19 protein-coding genes are annotated in these 16,207 nt (G+C 33.7%); 14 read left to right on the top strand and 5 right to left on the bottom strand.

The genetic code is table 11. The features are described from left to right. The first annotated feature begins 238 nt into the window (after positions 1-238). Positions 239-688 carry a GNAT family N-acetyltransferase gene (locus AC3WTI_RS06090; protein WP_087955764.1) on the top strand — a complete coding sequence of 150 codons (450 nt, stop codon included), beginning with the start codon at positions 239-241 and terminating at the stop codon, positions 686-688. Between the two features lie 39 nt (positions 689-727). Here the strand turns inward: AC3WTI_RS06090 and AC3WTI_RS06085 are convergent, their stop codons facing one another. Then, positions 728-1,738, bottom strand: a complete 1,011-nt coding sequence (locus AC3WTI_RS06085; RefSeq protein WP_142286484.1) for a sulfite exporter TauE/SafE family protein — start codon at positions 1,736-1,738, stop codon at positions 728-730. A 98-nt stretch (positions 1,739-1,836) separates the two neighbouring features. Between AC3WTI_RS06085 and AC3WTI_RS06080 the strand changes: the two genes are divergently transcribed. The 8 genes from AC3WTI_RS06080 to AC3WTI_RS06045 all read left to right on the top strand — a co-directional run bounded on the left by AC3WTI_RS06080 (position 1,837) and on the right by AC3WTI_RS06045 (position 9,020). Continuing rightward, positions 1,837-2,634, top strand: coding sequence for a VOC family protein (locus tag AC3WTI_RS06080; protein WP_087955767.1), 798 nt, complete (start codon positions 1,837-1,839; stop codon positions 2,632-2,634). Positions 2,635-2,648: 14 nt separating this feature from the next. Then, positions 2,649-3,587 carry an aminoglycoside phosphotransferase family protein gene (locus tag AC3WTI_RS06075; protein ID WP_087955769.1) on the top strand — a complete coding sequence of 313 codons (939 nt, stop codon included), beginning with the start codon at positions 2,649-2,651 and terminating at the stop codon, positions 3,585-3,587. Positions 3,588-3,600: 13 nt separating this feature from the next. Beyond that, positions 3,601-4,344, top strand: a complete 744-nt coding sequence (locus AC3WTI_RS06070) for a metallophosphoesterase family protein (RefSeq protein WP_492304345.1) — start codon at positions 3,601-3,603, stop codon at positions 4,342-4,344. Positions 4,345-4,581: 237 nt separating this feature from the next. Continuing rightward, positions 4,582-5,124: a GrpB family protein gene (locus AC3WTI_RS06065; protein ID WP_087955773.1), complete on the top strand. Its 543-nt coding sequence runs from the start codon at positions 4,582-4,584 to the stop codon at positions 5,122-5,124. A gap of 275 nt (positions 5,125-5,399) precedes the next feature. After that, on the top strand, positions 5,400-6,224 hold the full coding sequence (locus tag AC3WTI_RS06060) for a DUF2785 domain-containing protein (protein ID WP_071725867.1): 825 nt from the start codon (positions 5,400-5,402) through the stop codon (positions 6,222-6,224). 105 nt (positions 6,225-6,329) lie between these two features. Next, entirely contained in the window at positions 6,330-7,316 is a 987-nt protein-coding gene (locus AC3WTI_RS06055; protein WP_087955774.1) for an alpha/beta fold hydrolase, read from the top strand. Positions 7,317-7,350: 34 nt separating this feature from the next. After that, positions 7,351-8,022, top strand: a complete 672-nt coding sequence (locus AC3WTI_RS06050; protein ID WP_087955777.1) for a response regulator transcription factor — start codon at positions 7,351-7,353, stop codon at positions 8,020-8,022. Next, positions 8,019-9,020 carry a sensor histidine kinase gene (locus AC3WTI_RS06045; protein ID WP_097841242.1) on the top strand — a complete coding sequence of 334 codons (1,002 nt, stop codon included), beginning with the start codon at positions 8,019-8,021 and terminating at the stop codon, positions 9,018-9,020. The genes AC3WTI_RS06050 and AC3WTI_RS06045 overlap by 4 nt, the downstream gene beginning before the upstream one ends. A 318-nt stretch (positions 9,021-9,338) precedes the next feature. On the opposite strand, the gene AC3WTI_RS06040 is transcribed toward AC3WTI_RS06045, so the two are convergent. Beyond that, entirely contained in the window at positions 9,339-10,211 is an 873-nt protein-coding gene (locus tag AC3WTI_RS06040; protein ID WP_097841243.1) for a hypothetical protein, read from the bottom strand. Between the two features lie 178 nt (positions 10,212-10,389). Here AC3WTI_RS06040 and AC3WTI_RS06035 point away from each other — a divergent pair, with 178 nt between their 5' ends. Then, the gene (locus AC3WTI_RS06035) at positions 10,390-10,704 is read left to right on the top strand and encodes a DUF3892 domain-containing protein (protein WP_087955782.1); all 315 of its coding nucleotides are present in this window, start codon (positions 10,390-10,392) and stop codon (positions 10,702-10,704) included. An 85-nt stretch (positions 10,705-10,789) separates the two neighbouring features. Here AC3WTI_RS06035 and AC3WTI_RS06030 read toward each other — a convergent pair whose 3' ends face one another. Then, positions 10,790-11,230: a YaiI/YqxD family protein gene (locus AC3WTI_RS06030; protein ID WP_087955784.1), complete on the bottom strand. Its 441-nt coding sequence runs from the start codon at positions 11,228-11,230 to the stop codon at positions 10,790-10,792. Between the two features lie 81 nt (positions 11,231-11,311). Next, positions 11,312-12,754, bottom strand: a complete 1,443-nt coding sequence (pdxR, locus tag AC3WTI_RS06025) for a MocR-like pyridoxine biosynthesis transcription factor PdxR (RefSeq protein WP_097841244.1) — start codon at positions 12,752-12,754, stop codon at positions 11,312-11,314. A gap of 124 nt (positions 12,755-12,878) precedes the next feature. On the opposite strand from pdxR, the gene AC3WTI_RS06020 reads away from it, so the two are divergent. Next, positions 12,879-13,790, top strand: coding sequence for a DMT family transporter (locus AC3WTI_RS06020; protein ID WP_097841245.1), 912 nt, complete (start codon positions 12,879-12,881; stop codon positions 13,788-13,790). Positions 13,791-13,808: 18 nt separating this feature from the next. Here AC3WTI_RS06020 and AC3WTI_RS06015 read toward each other — a convergent pair whose 3' ends face one another. Beyond that, positions 13,809-14,276: an NUDIX hydrolase gene (locus AC3WTI_RS06015; RefSeq protein WP_097841246.1), complete on the bottom strand. Its 468-nt coding sequence runs from the start codon at positions 14,274-14,276 to the stop codon at positions 13,809-13,811. Between the two features lie 96 nt (positions 14,277-14,372). Between AC3WTI_RS06015 and AC3WTI_RS06010 the strand changes: the two genes are divergently transcribed. Genes AC3WTI_RS06010 through AC3WTI_RS06000 form a run of 3 tightly spaced genes read left to right on the top strand, consistent with a single transcriptional unit; the run spans position 14,373 to position 16,201 of the window. Then, positions 14,373-14,774 (top strand): DUF3980 domain-containing protein, encoded by a 402-nt coding sequence (locus AC3WTI_RS06010; RefSeq protein WP_097841278.1) that lies wholly within the window; start codon positions 14,373-14,375, stop codon positions 14,772-14,774. Between the two features lie 17 nt (positions 14,775-14,791). Then, positions 14,792-15,262, top strand: a complete 471-nt coding sequence (locus tag AC3WTI_RS06005) for a GNAT family N-acetyltransferase (protein WP_097841247.1) — start codon at positions 14,792-14,794, stop codon at positions 15,260-15,262. A gap of 48 nt (positions 15,263-15,310) precedes the next feature. Beyond that, complete coding sequence (locus AC3WTI_RS06000) at positions 15,311-16,201, top strand: AraC family transcriptional regulator (RefSeq protein ID WP_097841248.1); 891 nt, start codon at positions 15,311-15,313, stop codon at positions 16,199-16,201. Positions 16,202-16,207: the final 6 nt, after the last annotated feature.

Below are 16,207 nucleotides of genomic sequence, written 5' to 3'. Positions count from 1 at the left end.
TTAGGAAAAGTCAAAAAATATCGGTTATTGTATAGGAAACGCTTGCAAAACTCCACCCGAACCTACTATTATGTAACAATAAGCAAAGAAAAAATTGTTATACAAATGTTTCGCAAAAAATATTGAAAAACCCTTCAAAAATTAAAAGAAAATTCAGAAAATATAATTCGACATTTATAATAAGGTCATATTTTTTGATATAATAAGAGAAACGTTGAATAAAAAAGGGGAAATTAACATGAAATTAGAAACAGAAAGGCTTTATATAGTGCCGTGTACAGAAGAGGGTATTCGCGTTGCTAACGAGCAAGGATATAATAGTGGTCCACATATTGTAGGGCATGTAGAAAATGTAAAACAAAATAAGGCTTTATTACCTTGGGGGGCGTGGTATGTCATTCGCAAAGAAGATGACATCGTTCTAGGTGATATAGGATTTAAAGGAAAACCAAATGAGGAACACACAGTAGAAATTGGTTACGGATTTATTGAGAAATATTGGAATAAAGGATATGCGACAGAAGCTGTAAGAGAATTAATAAATTGGGCTTTTCAAACAGGAGAGGTAGAAACGATTATTGCGGAGACACTTCTTGAAAATATTAGCTCGATTCGTGTATTAGAGAAATTACATATGAAAAGAGTAGGCACTACAGAAACAATGGTCAATTGGAAAATAGAAAAATAAAAAATACCGCTCGAAGTATATCGGGCGGTATTTTTATCGTTATGGTAGCATTTGTTTTTGATCATTCGGATATCCGGCTGTCGGTGTGTTAGAACGCTTGGAATGATTGCGAACAGCAATGAAAATAGAAATAATAACGACAAGCCCAACTGCCACGTAAGAAAGTGAAATAATAGTTGGATCCACTTTAAATGTAGCAAGCAGTGTACGAATGTTTGTAAAGATTATCAGGCCACCAACTAATACGCCAAGTAAATGAGAAGGAACGATGCGCACTAACCATGCAGCGATTGGTGCTGCTACGATACCACCAAGCATAAGAGAAAATACCCAAACCCAACTTACTTGTTCCCATCCAAGTGAAATGAAAAATCCGATTGTTGCAGCGAGTGAAACAGGAAACTCACTCGTATCTACAGATCCGATAACTTTCCTAGCTTCATTTCCTCTTGCCAAAAGCACAGGTGTCGTAATCGGACCCCAGCCACCACCACCAGTTGAATCAACGAATCCGGCGAATAAGCCAAGCGGAACAAGCTGTTTAGCAGACATACGTTTATTTGAAGTAACAATTTGTTTTTGAATGATGAATCGTAATAAAATATAAACCCCTAAAGTAAATAAAAATACGGAAATGTACGGTTTAATTACATCGCCAGGTAAATTGCTCAAAAAACATGCCCCAACAAATGCGCCAATTGCTCCTGGCAATGTAAGCCTGGAAACGGTATATTTATCAACGTTTCCAAATTTGAGATGAGATGCACCAGAAGCGGCGGTTGTAACGACTTCAGCTAAATGAACAGATGCGGAAGCTACAGCCGGTGCGATACCAAACATTAGTAAAAGCGAGGTAGATGTTACCCCATACGCCATTCCAAGTGCCCCATCAATCAATTGAGCGAAAAATCCAATAATAGCAAAGACAATTAATTTCTGCATAAATAATCCCCCTGTAATAATAAATGAAAAAGGCACTCTTCCCGTATGAGAAAAGTGCCTTTGGTTTTTCCAATCAGCAATAATTAAATTTGTTTCATTATAATACATATTAATCGTATAAATCAACTGGGTTTTAAAGTTTTTTGAATTGAATGAAAGAAAAATAAAATATACAATAAAAGGATGGAGAGAAAGGGGAGAATGACATGTTACGATTCGATCATCTCGTACACGCAGTACATGGTACACCAGAGGAAGCAGCAAAACAAATGCAGGCTTATGGATTTCATACTGCAATAGGCGGAGAGCATACTACTTGGGGTACTTGGAATAGTTTATGTTATTTTGATTTATCCTATATAGAATTTTTAGCAGTTCAGCATGAAGAAAAAGCGAAAGAAGCAGACAATCCATTAGTACAAGAAACAGTGGTGAAGTTACAAGACGGAGAAGGAATGCTACAAATCGCAATTCGAACAAATGCCATTGAAGAACTAGCAGTTAAGTTTAGTAAACATGGTTTACATACGATTGGGCCATTTGAAGGGAAACGTATGAGGAAAGATGGCCGCCTTTTAGAATGGAAAATGTTATTTGTAAAGCAAGAAGAGAATGGGCCGAAATTACCTTTCTTTATACAGTGGAACGAAACGGATGAAGAAAGAAGAAACGATTTACGTAACATTGGGACGATCACTGAACATAAAAACAACGTACAACAAATTGAAACGATTCATTACGCAGTAAAAAATGTTCGAGAAACAGTACGGAAATGGAAAGCAGTTATGGAGCTAAATGCAAGTCCGGTCGTGAAAAATGAAGAATGGAATGCGGAATGTCAAAGTGTAGCGTTTGGTGACATTCATGTGCAGTTTTGTGAACCGGTTGGAGAAGGTCTAGTGCAAGAATACATAAAAAATCATGGCGAATATCCATTTGCAGTGGAGTTTAAAGGTGAAAAGAAACGAGAGCATGAAGTGTTAGATAGTTTGTACATATATTGATAGAGGTGAACGTTGTGGAAGAAATGCTTAGAGAGATAGAGAGAAAACTAGAATGGCCTCGTATTGTAAAATGTACAGCTATTTCAAAAGGTTTTTCACATGAAGAGAAATATAAAATAGAGTTAGAAAACAGAGTAACATATTTTGTAAAAGTATGTGATGCTGTTCATTTTGAGCGTAAACAAGAAGAATATACGTATATGAAACAATTAGAGTTATTACATATTCCAACACCAAAGTTAATTCATTTCATAAAACTTGAGGAATTAAATAAATGTGTTCAAGTATTTGAATGGATCCAAGGTGTAAATGGTGAAGAAGGTTTAGAGAAACTATCGATAGAAGAACAGTATTATGCAGGAAGAGAAGCAGGAGAAGTATTAAAGAGGATCCACTCAATTGAAAGAGAAAGTGCAAGTAATAAATGGGAAATGATTCGATGGAATAAATACGAAAGATACGTAGAAGCGTTAGCAAACTATGAAATAGACTTTCTTGATTTGAAACCAGTATTAAGTTTTGTAGAGGAACATAAACAATTATTGAAAAATCGTCCAATCACCTTTTTACACGATGATTTCCATCCAGCAAATAGTATGATTCATAATAAGGAATTTATCGTTATCGATTTTGGTGGATATGATTTTGGCGATCCAATACACGATTTTTATAACGTAGCGATTTTTACTACAAGAATAAGCAAAACATTTGCAGTTGGACAAGTTCATGGTTATTGCGGAGGCGAACCGTCGCTTCATTTTTGGAAACTGTACTCCTTATATGCAGCAATGACCTTCCCAGCGGATATCGTATGGACTAACCGAAGCACACCCCATTTAGTAAATGATATGAAGGAAAGATTGAACGGAATTTTAGAAGATCATAATCATTTTTCATCCTATATTCCAAAATGGTATCAATCACAACATGAGGATATAATAAACTATAAGTAATGGAGGGATTCATATGGATAAAATAGCAGTAATTTCAGATATTCACGGTAATATTCCGGCATTAGATTCTGTACTGAAAGATATTAAAGTAAGAGGAATTGAACGCATTATTTGTCTTGGAGATTTAGTTGGAAAAGGTCCTCATTCAAGTGAAGTAATTGAAATCATTCGTAAAGAATGTGAAGGAGTTGTAATGGGGAACTGGGATGATTTCATTACAAAGCCGACTGAATTTGAAACGTTAAAATGGCATCAAAAACAATTATCGGAAGAACAAAATGACTATTTAAGAAGCTTACCATTTTCAATCGAATTTTTTATGAGCGGCAAACTCATTCGTATGTTCCACGCTTCACCTAGAAGTTTATATGAAAGAATTCAACCACACGCTGCAAGAGAAGAGCGTATTAGTATGTTCGAAAATAGTGAGCTCACAGAGAATATAGAAGGGGAAAGAAAACCAGATGTCGTTTGCTACGGTGACGTTCACCAAGCATTCGTTCAAAATTTCAGAGGGAAAATGTTATGTAATGCTGGTAGTGTTGGAAACCCGCTTGAAATTACACAAGCTTCCTATTTAATATTTGAAGGAACATACAATGAAAAAGAAGCCACAAGCTTTTCCATTCAACTCGTACGTGTGCCGTATGATATTGAATTAGCTATCAGACTAGCAGAAGAACTCGATATGCCAGAAATTGAAGAATATAAGCAAGAATTACGAACTGCATTGTATCGAGGGTTTAAGGGAAAGTAAGCCAAACATAATATATAAACGATTTTTCAAATATATCTATCGTAACTTAAAATATATCAACGATTCGACAAAGGATATCGACTTACCGACAAACAAGTGACATGCATTGTTACTCGTAATTATGTTATGTAAATAAATTGTAGGTGTTGTGTTTTAGAATAGTAACTTTGATGATTTGGTAGTTGTATTTATTTAATACGATTTATATAGAAAAAATCGTGAAAGGGGATGTTTTGGGTGGATAAAAAAGATAATCCGAACGATTGGCCTGTATGGGCGAATGAGTCAGTGGAGATAGTTAATGCAAATCCTGATTGGCAAGATAAAGGCCGATGTGAAGAGCAGCAACTATATGAACTGCTTGCTCCTCTCGGTATAAGTAAAGTAATACATATAGGAAGTACGTCCATACCTGGTTTACCAGCAAAACCTATCATTGATTTAATAGCTGAAATAGACTCATTTGATAGAGTACAACATATTTCAGCAAAATTGGCCATATATAATTGGCATTATGTAAGCCCAGAATTAGATGAAAGACCTTGGAGAAGGTTCTTTGTGAAAGTTAAGAATAATAGGCGTGTAGCGCACCTGCATTTGATGGTTAAAGGAACTGAGCGATGGGAGCAACAACTTTTATTTCGTAACCGCTTACGAGAAAATCCACAATTAGTTTATGAGTATTCAAACCTTAAACAAGATTTAGCTAAAAGATTTAACCAAGATAGAGAAGCATACACAAAAGCTAAAACAGAATTTATTAAACAAGTTCTAAAATAATCTAATTTTAATTGTAACTACGTTTGAATACAAAAGAAAAAACATACTTTATTTTATAAATTAAACTTACATGAAATGCATGTAAACAAAGTGAGAGGCTGCGATGTGCTAACGTATTTCCTTTTATTTATCAGGATAAATTTTATATAATTGAATCAAGTTCATAGAAAGATAGGTACTAAAACGATTTTAAAAATCGACTTGATTTTATGAAAAAAATTAAGGGGAATAAGGCGAAAATAAGTTAATAAAGCAAAAAGGGGACAAGAAATATAATGAATGAAGTACTAGAATTAAAAGAAGAACTATTACAAATTAAAAATAATAATTATGCTGTACCAGAAGACGTAGATGCATATCCATATGCGCAGTGGATGCTAGATTATATCGGATCACCTGATGCTGAATTACGTGATGATTTAATTTATAGTACGCTTCACACATGGATTACAACTGATGTATTTAGACAAAAAGAATTACGAGGGTTAATGTTACAAGCAATTAGTCCAGATTATTTATTTTATAAAATTGGTGAAAAGGGAACAGACTCTGTATTTAAACGTGCATTCTCGGTATTAATTCCGCCACTTATTTTATCTGTTCATGAAAGAGAACCACTGTTATCTGAAGAGCAACTGTACAGTGTGGCAGAACAAGTGTTGGAATATGTATATTTAGAAGAAGATGTAAGAGGTTACGTAGAAGGCAAGGGCTGGGCACATTCTACTGCACATGCAGCGGATGCACTCGATGCGTTAGCGCGTACAATACAAAATCGTGAGTTTTCATATGCGATATTAGCTGCTGTTCGCCAGAAGGTTCGATTGAGTGATTACGTGTATGTGCACTTTGAAGATGAGAGATTAGTAAAGCCGATTATGTCTTTACGTAACCAAAATCTTTTAACTGAAGAAGAGTGGAGCAATTGGTTACATAGTATAGCGACTGTTGAAGACATCCGACATCCGCAGCATGCTATTTTAGTACAAAATATTAGAACTTTCTTAAGAAGTTTTTATTTTAGAGTTTTAGAGACAGAAGGTAGTACAGCCTTTACAGATGATATATTGGAGACTTTGAAGGGTTTGCGTAGGTATTAAAAATGGTCCATTCTTAGAAACAATGAATAGATATTATTTTTGAAAATTTATTAGAAATTTATTTTTATATTGTACCCTTTCATTATAGGTTGAAAGGGGTGTCAAATGAAAAAATTATTAAAGTCAGTGAAAATAATTTTTTTAATGAGTGTTAGTATGATTTTCTTTGGAACAGGCATTGTATTTATATATCATAACTATCAATTAAAAATGGAATCGAAATTAATGAAGAATGAAGGCGAACTTGTTAATTTCGATAATAAAAAAGTGAATGTTTATAATGAGGGGAGCGGGGAGGATACGTTTGTATTTATGGCCGGATCTGGAATTGCCGCTCCTGTTTATGAATTGAAAGGCCTATATAGTAAATTTTCGAAAGAAAACAAGATTTCTGTAATTGAGAGAGCCGGTTATGGATACAGTGATGTTTTTCAAGATGATAGAGATATTGATACGATATTAGAACAAACGAGAGAAGCGCTTATACGAAGTGGAAATAAACCACCTTACATTTTAGTACCACACTCTCTATCGGGTATAGAGGCTATTTATTGGGCACAAAAATATCCAAGTGAAGTAAAAGGGATTATTGCGTTAGATATTGGTTTACCTAAACAGTACGTGACTAATAAAATAGGTATGGTTGATTCATTAAAAATAAAAGGGATGAATATTTTAACGAAAATTGGTTTTCAGAGATTAACTCCCTCTATTACTTATAATCCCGAAGTCATTCGTCAATCCTTTTTAAATGAACAGGAAAAAGATATTTATAAAGCGCTTACGTATAAGAGGGCTTTTAATGATGATATGAAGCAAGAACTTTTACAAAGCTACAATAACGGTAAAAAATCCAATTCTTTATCGATCCCAAAAGAAACACCTATGTTATTTATAGATGCGATTGCTAGGCAATATAAAGATTCGAAGTATACAAAGCAAAAAAACGAAGATTATAAGGAGTTTGCTAGCAAGTTATTAATAGCTGATGTAAAAATAATTGAAGGTACACATAGTATTTATTTATATGCTTCTGATGAAATATACAAAATTGCCATGGATTTTCTTAAGAATAAAGTAGTGAAGAACTAAACAATTGTAACTTTAGCGATGAAAGGCTTACATAATGAAAGTATATAACATATTAATTGTTGAAGACGATTTGATTATAGGAGATTTATTACAAAAAATTTTACAGCGTGAGAAGTATAATGTGTGTTGGGAGAAAGAGGGAAGGAAAGTTCTTGATATAATTCATGAAATAGATTTAGTCGTAATGGATGTTATGTTACCAGGCGAAGATGGTTATCAAATTACAAAGAAAATAAAAAATCTAGGATTAAATATTCCAATTATATTTCTATCAGCAAGGAATGATATGGATAGTAAACTAAAAGGTTTGACCATTGGAGAAGAATACATGATAAAACCTTTTGACCCTAGAGAGTTGTTGTTAAGGATTCAGAAAATGTTAGATAATCAATATGGTATGTTCACGCAAATTAACCATTTATTTATAGATGCAGAATATAAAAGAGTTTTTATTAATGATTTGCGTAATGAAGTTGCTTTTACAGCAATTGAACGTAAAATATTCTTCTATTTATATGAAAATAGAGATAGAGTTTTATCTAAAGAACACTTCTATGATTACCTATGGCAACTCGAAGATAGAAATCAAAATATCATGAACGTACATATAAAGAAAATCAGAACCAAAATTGATGATAAAACAGGTGATATTATTCAGAACATATATGGAGAAGGGTATAGATTAAATACCTATATGAAGAAATGAACTTAAAGAAAAAATATCAGTTACTATTATTCTCCGCTATTATTAGCGTACCACTGTTATTGTTATCAATTAGTATCTTAGTATCAGTTATTTATAATGTTGTCTTTAAAACTAAAAATCAGAACATTCCTTTTCACGAATCCTATGCATATCCTACGATGTTAATCATATTTTTATTATCACTATTAATATTAGCTTTTGTATTTTCAAAATCGATTAACACAGTATTAAATAAAATTAATGTATTAAATCAAACGATTCGAGATTTAGCTAGTGATAAAAAAATCCCTAATATAATAAATGTTAAAAGCGATGATGAAATGGGAGAGCTGATTAAATCAGTGAACTTGCTTATAGAAAGAACAACTTATCGAGAATTAGAACTACAACAACAGGAACAAATAAAAAAGGAACTATTAAATAAATTACGGCATGATATTAATACACCCTTAACAGCGGTCAGATTACAATTATATTATTTAGAAGGTGAGTACAAGGATCAAGCACCAGTACTTGAATCAATGTATGAGCAGATACAATATATAAGTGATTTAACTAACGAATTTAATGTTCAATCTACAGAGACCTTAGAGAATACTTATATTGTGAATGATGAAGTTAATATACATGATTTAATAGAAAATATGATTAAAAAATGGAGCTATTTGTATAGCATTCATAAAATTGAATTAGTATATAATCCACAAGATAAAGAGTTGATATGGAATAGTAATGAGTTATGGATTCAAAGGTTATTTGATAATATTTTTCAAAATGTCCTTAAACATTCAAAAGCTGAAAAACTCAAAATTAATATAGATGAAAATATTGTTTCCTTTAGGGATAATGGGATTGGGTTTGATATATATAGTAAAGGTACAGGACTTGGTTTGAAAAATATTGAAGATATATCAAAGATGTTCGACATAAAATACACTTTACAATCAAATAGTGAGGGTACTATGTTTTCGTTTGAAAATACCCAAAAGGATATTTAAATTTCTAGTGTAAGTTTTACTAGTAACATCTATCAGGTCGTTACAGAACCAAAAATTTTTAACTAAAGAAGAGTGGGTACGTTTTTCACACAGATGCTATATTGGAAATTTTGAAGAAACGGCATAGATATTAAAAAAGGCTATCGAATTAGAGCGTGTGCTGCTTCACCGGATTTCATCATAAAAGAGCATATGAATAAAGAATAAGATTTTTTAAACGATCATTTCTGTGGGTTCCCTATAAAAATGATCGTTTTTGTAATTGAATCGAAATTTTAGACTTAACTATACACGAGCTTATATGTAGTAACAAATGTGTTAAATATGTAATTCTGGATATTCTTCATATAAGCTATTCACATACTGTTTTAAATTCTTGATGAACAATAAAATATCTTGACTAGCCATTCTAGCATGTAGAAGATGAAATATATTTCCTTTCCCAATTTCAAATTCATCGGAAGTTAAAGTAATAGGGATATTTTTAAAGACATGCCAAGGGAAATACAAGTGTACAAAAGTTTCTCTAAAATAAATACCTGATTGACAAATTAATATTCCATCAGATCCTTTCCCCATATTCCCAAGGACAGATGTATCTAAAAAAGCAACGATTTGTTCTTCTTTTGGAACGATAAATCGTGCCTCAATTGCTTTTAACTTTTTGTCTGAAATATGAGTGTCTACAAATAATCCATTATCAGGTTCTAATAATTCATTGTGCGTTTCAAATAAAGAGCAAATTGATTTTATTTCATTAATTTTTATAACTGGATGTATATCGTGTTGTTTTGAATTTTGGAATGAATTCGTAAGGACTATAAGTAATTCTTTAAATAACAGTGGGGGATAATCACTCCCGTTAATATTGAAACTTTTTTGTGCATCAAAAGATAAGAAACCATCTTTATCAATTTCAATTTGCTGTACTTCATTTAATTGTTCCCATTTCAAATTTCCTTTACCTAATAACCAATTTTTCCAGTATAAACCCGAACTCGTAAAGTAAACACCATACTTGCCTGATCCAAATAAATTACATCTTAAAAAAGCAATAATTTGATCTTCCGTTGGTATAGAAAAACGTTTTTGGGCAATTGATAAGAAATCTTTAGGGATTCTAGTAACATAAAATCTAGATTGCTGAAACTCTAAACAAATATCAGTTAAACGATTAATATTTATATTCACCTGAATCATTCTCCCTTTTATATTTCGTCTCGATATAATAAATTATAAAGTTTTCAGGAAAATATTAACACTTAAATTTAGCTTAAATTAAGAAGTAAAGTCTTGTTAAGTTAATAAAAAATTACATAAAACCAACACATCCCAACCATACTAATAAAATGTGTTGGAGGTGTATGTTATGGACAATAAAGACTTTGAAAAAGTTTATAATGATTACTTACATCAAGGAGAAGAGCAAGCTCAATTTGAAGTAGACCATGAAGTTAATTCAGGAGCAGAACAAATTGTTGCTGTTCGTAAAAATGATGATGGAGATTTAATAGCGTTTAAAACAAGTAGCGGGAGAGAGTTAGATTATATGACTGCTCTTAATGAAGCTAAATTAGGGAAGTTAGCTCATGTGGACGTATTTCATAAGTATGGTAGAGATATTATACGAAGTGAACCGGATGGAATAAAAGAAAATAACTTAGATAATTTACCTTCATTTTAAAAGGGTAAACCTCAAGAAGAGAATGTTCATTCCGATATTCTCTTCTTTTTTTGCGAAGTTTTCCTTGCGAATAGACGGTTCATTTTTAAAGTGCGATCATACTTTTAAAGAGCACTCTAAATTTCTCTTTATCTTCTGCTGTAAATGGTTTCGGTCCCTTTGTACGTTTACCACTTTTTCGAACCATTGCACTTAAATACCGTGTTTGTAACAATTGTTCAATGTTATCATTCGTATACTTATAGCCTTTATGGTGTAGAACGATACAGCCTTTTGCTAATGCAAGCGAAGCAAGACCGTAATCTTGTGTTACGATTAAATCTTCTTTTTGAGCTAACTGCATAATTCGGTAATCGGCAGCATCTGCTCCGGAATCAACATAAATTGTTTCCACACCTTTAGGTTGCTGAGCATTAGAATAATGAGAAAAGCTAGTAACGAGGGTTACAGGGATTTCTGAATTCGTAGCTTCAAAAATAATTACATCTTTTACAGGACAAGCATCTGCATCAACGTAAATTTTCATTGGTATCACTCCTATAACTAGGTTCGTGTTGATAATAATGGTAGATTTTTCTTTTGTCAAACGATAGAGCTTTATGTAAAGTCATTTTTCACAAACTAAAATAGCTTCTCGCAAACGAGAAATACCTTCCTCAATTTGATCAATATTCACTTTTCCATAAGATAAACGAATATAACCATCTTTCGCACCGAAAATACTACCCGGCATAAACGCGATTTCTTGTTTTAAACTTTGCATAATAAGTTGTTTTTCGTTTATCGGTTCGTTTAATTTTCCCCATATGTATATACCACCGGTTGGGTTTGAAAAAGAGATTTTATCGTGAAGTTGCTCGTTTAGGGCGCGAACGATAACGTCTCTTTTGGCTGCTAGTTGTTTTCGTAACGGTACAATATGAGACTGAAATGGTACAGTTTCAAAAAATTGCTGCATAAGCCACTGCGGGAAAATGCTCATACCTAATTCCATTTGGTGCCTTGCGTCGGATAACCTTTCTACTACAGACTGCGGAGCGACAAGCCAGCCAACTCGTAAACCTGGTGCAATCATTTTTGATAAGGAATGTACATAAATGACTGTCCCATTTTCATCTATTGATTTTAAAGTAGGGCAAGGTTGCTTCTTTTCTAGTGTAAGTAAACTAGATGGATCATCCTCAACAATCGCAATTCGTAAGTCTGCGCAAAGTGATAACAGTTTTTTTCTACGGTTTGGATGAAGCATTGTTCCCGTAGGATTTTGGAAATTTGGATTTAAAAAGATCATTTTAATCCGATGTTTTCTATACAACTCTTGTACATCATCCGGATTAATACCATGTTCATCGACAGGTAACGGGAAAATACGAATACCTGCTGATTGGAATAACGGTAAGGAATAACAGTGTGAAGGACTTTCGAAAGCAACTGCATCACCGGGATTTAATAAACATTGAACGATAAGGTGAAGTGCTTGCTGTGCACCAGATGTAATCATAATGGATTGCTCAGTCGCTTCAACTTTTAAATATTCTTTCATATATTTTACTACCGCTTGTCTTAGCGGGAGATAGCCTTGCGGATGATCGTAACTTAATGAATGCGTTAATGGTTGTTCTCGTAAAATTGTTTGTAGTTGATCGTGAGGATAGAGGTTACAACCGAGCTCTCCATTTGCGAAATCAATGATGTTTTCATTTTGTTGTACTTCCGCCCGAATATGGCGAAGTAACGGTAAGTTTGGTAAAAACGTACCACCTTCTACGAAATTTCTCCAGTTCGGCGTTAATGTTGGAGAAACGCCCCACATATGTGTACTTACACGTGTCCCTTTACCAGTCGTACTTTCTACAATTCCCGTAGCACGCAGTTCATTATAAGCAGTCGTCACTGTACTTCGGTTTACATTTAACTGCGTAGCTAATTTCCGTTCTGAAGGGAGGAAGCTACCTGGAGGAAGTTCCCCGTATGTAATACGTTTTTCAATAAAGTCAACAACTTGTTGATAAATTGGGATTTTACTGTCGTTATCTAGCTTCCATTCCATACAAACTCCTCCGTATCTCTTATATACATTCAGTATAACAAATTGGCTGGGTAAAAAAACAGCCAATTGGACGGTGTTATATCCAGCCAATTTTACTATGCTAAATATGGAAGGGGAGATTCGGATGAAACGATGGCAAATGGAATGGCTCCTAGTATCAGTAGCATTAGTATGGGGAGCAAATTATACAATAGGAAAGTATGGCGTGGCATATATGTCATCCATTCAATTTAATAGTTTACGATTTTTAGTAGCATCACCGGTATTATTACTTATTACATTTATGATGGAACGCTCATTACGTATTGAAAGAAAAGATTGGTTACGATTAGTAGCAGTCGGTATCGTTGGTACGGCAATGTATCAAACGATGTTTATGCTATCTGTGAAATATACTTCAGCAACGAACGCCTCATTATTAATTGCGATGTCACCTATATTTACAGGGATATTAGCAGTATTACACAAACAAGAACGTTTTTCGATGAAAGTACAAATTGGTTCAATAGTAGCGTTTATTGGTGCAGCATTCGTTCTATTAACAGGGCATACAGGAGGAGCTACTTATGAGTATGCGTGGCTCGGAAATGTAATTGGATTAGTCGCAGCAATTGCGTGGGGATGGTATCCAATATTAGCGCAACCTCTTATTACAAAATACTCCGCAATGAGAGTCACATCATGGTCTACTTTAATTGGAATTGTACCGCTAGTTATATACTGCTTATTCAACGTAAATACTTTAACGTGGCCAGTAGATACGCCAAGCTGGGGATCACTTGCATATTCAATCATCTTTGCGACCATCTTCGGACTAGCAATGTGGTATGTCGGTATTAGTCAAATAGGCTCAACGAAAGTAATGGTTTATATGTATCTCGTACCATTGTTCGCAGTTATCTTTGCAGCTGTAACAATTGGAGAGCAAATTAATATGATGCAACTCGTTGGCGGGCTGATTATATTTATCGGTTTATATGTTGTAAAAAAAGGCGGAATCAAAAAGCCTGCTCTCAATTTGAAAAAAGTAAGTTAGTAGTAAAAAGGATCTCTTTCATATAGAAGGAGATCCTTTTTGTCTTTGTAATAAAAGCGCTTGTTCAACAGCCCATTTTTGATGATCGTGAAGGAGAAGCTCGACAGCAAGTAAAGGAGACATCCATCGTAAAACATGATCCTCCTCACAGTTTTCAGTTTGTTTCTGCACCAAGTTCGCAATATAAAAGAACCCATCATTTAAGTAATATGTATCTTCCTTTTCAGCATAAAAATATCGTGCGGCATTACCGATATACTGATCAATTTCAATTGCCCATCCTAATTCCTCTAGTAGTTCACGGTGCACACATTCTTCTTTAGTTTCATTACCTTCCATACCGCCACCAGGTAAAAAGTAACGGTCACCTTTTTGGATAACAGCAACATTTGAAGAAGATGAATGGAAAATAATCGCATAACAACTAGGTCTTAATACATAATGAACGGTACGTTTTTTCGAGCCAAACGTGAGTTTTGAAATCATAAAACACGACCTTTCTCTATAAAATACATAAAAGGGATATTAAGGTAAATGAAGAATGATATAAGTATAATCTTAATAGATTGGAGTGGTAACAACATGATAAATCGAAAATGTTCAAGATGTAAAGAAATAACAGGTACATTGCATGGGGGTAAAAAAATAAAGGAAGAATTTTTATGTGAAGACTGTTTGCAAAAAGGAATTGAAAGCGGGGAAATCGAATTATCACAAGTGGAGCAAGAACAAACTTCGTATCTTTCTATAAAAATATTAAAAATAATGAGTGTGATTTATTTAATAGTATCAATTATAACCGCTTTTTCTGCTGGAGCATTTATACAGGATCCAGGGCTTGGTGGAATATCTTTTTCAATAACAGGTGCAGTTGGTGTTATGATAATTGGATCGATATTCCAGTCTGTTCTAGTATTTTGCGGGATTTGGGTATTCATTCTATTAGTAGAAACCGTAATTAAAATATATGAAAAAATGAAGTGAGTGAGAGGGAGAAATATATGCAAGTAAGAAACATCCAAGGGGAAGATTATGTAAAGATTCATTCTGTTTTAAATGATTGGTGGGGCGGGAGAGACATGGCTGACATGTTGCCAAAATTGTTTTTCGTTCACTTTCAAGAAACGAGTTTTATCATTGAAGAAGATGGCGAAACGTTAGGTTTCTTATGCGGATTCTTTTCACAAACATATAAAGATGAAGCATATGTTCATTTTATTGGTGTAAATCCGAAGTATAGAAGAAGAGGAATCGCATCGACATTGTATTCTTATTTCTTTGATATCGCTCGTGCAAATAACCGTAAAGTTGTAAAAGCAATTACGTCACCAATTAACAAAAAGTCGATACTGTTTCATCAAGAAATTGGTTTTCGAATTGAAGCTGGGGATGATGAGGTAGAGGGTGTATCGGTACATACAAATTATGATGGGAACGGCGGTAGTAGAGTTTTGTTTTTGAAAAATGTGTAAAAGTAGGCTAGCTTAACGTTAGCCTTTTTGTTGTGAGGAGATAAAAGTATGGAGAGTAAACAAAGTAGAGATGAATACTTACGACGCATTTATAAAGTGCAAGATTATATAGAATCGCACATAAATGATTCACTTTTAATTGAAGAGTTAGCGGATGTAGCAGGATTTTCAAAGTTTCATTTTCATCGGATTTTTAAAGGTATAGTAGACGAGCCATTATCACGGTATGTAAACCGATTAAAGTTAGAAAGGGCAACAAATCTACTTACATATCGCACAGATATGACGATTACGGATATCGCTTACCATTTTGGTTTTACAGATTCAGCAGTTTTCTCCCGTACATTTAAAAATTATTACGGTGTAAGTCCATCTCAATATCGAAACGATAATAGCAAGAATTGCAAAGACGTAAGGAAATCTTCTCAATACAATGAATGTAAGAAGGTTCGAGGAAATGTTGAGATTGTATCAGTATACGATATACACGTCGCATACATAAGGCATATCGGTACATATGAAGAGTTAACGATTGCTTTTCCAAAAATGATAGAGAAACTATTTCATTACGCATCGAAGCAAAATTACTATGTATTCGAGGATACGAAAGTATTAACCATTTACCACGATCATCATGAATTTACTGAGGACAATCATTTAAGAACTAGTTTATGTATAACAATTCCGAATGAGTCCGCAGTTGAAACGAGCGACATTGGAATCATGGTAATACCTTCAGGCAAGTATGCGGTAGGTCATTTTGAAATATTCCAAGATGAATATAAAGGAGCATGGGAATTCTTATATGGTGAGTGGCTTCCAAATAGCGGATATAAACCGAGAGATTCGTATCCTTTTGAAATGTATAAAAATGACCCAAGGCAGCACCCGGAAAAGAAACATATAGTTGATATATATGTACCTCTCGAACCTTTTTAATCATGG

The sequence above is a fragment of the Bacillus sp. EB106-02-03-XG38 genome (assembly GCF_058792175.1).
This window is presented reverse-complemented; position numbering and strand designations above follow the sequence as displayed.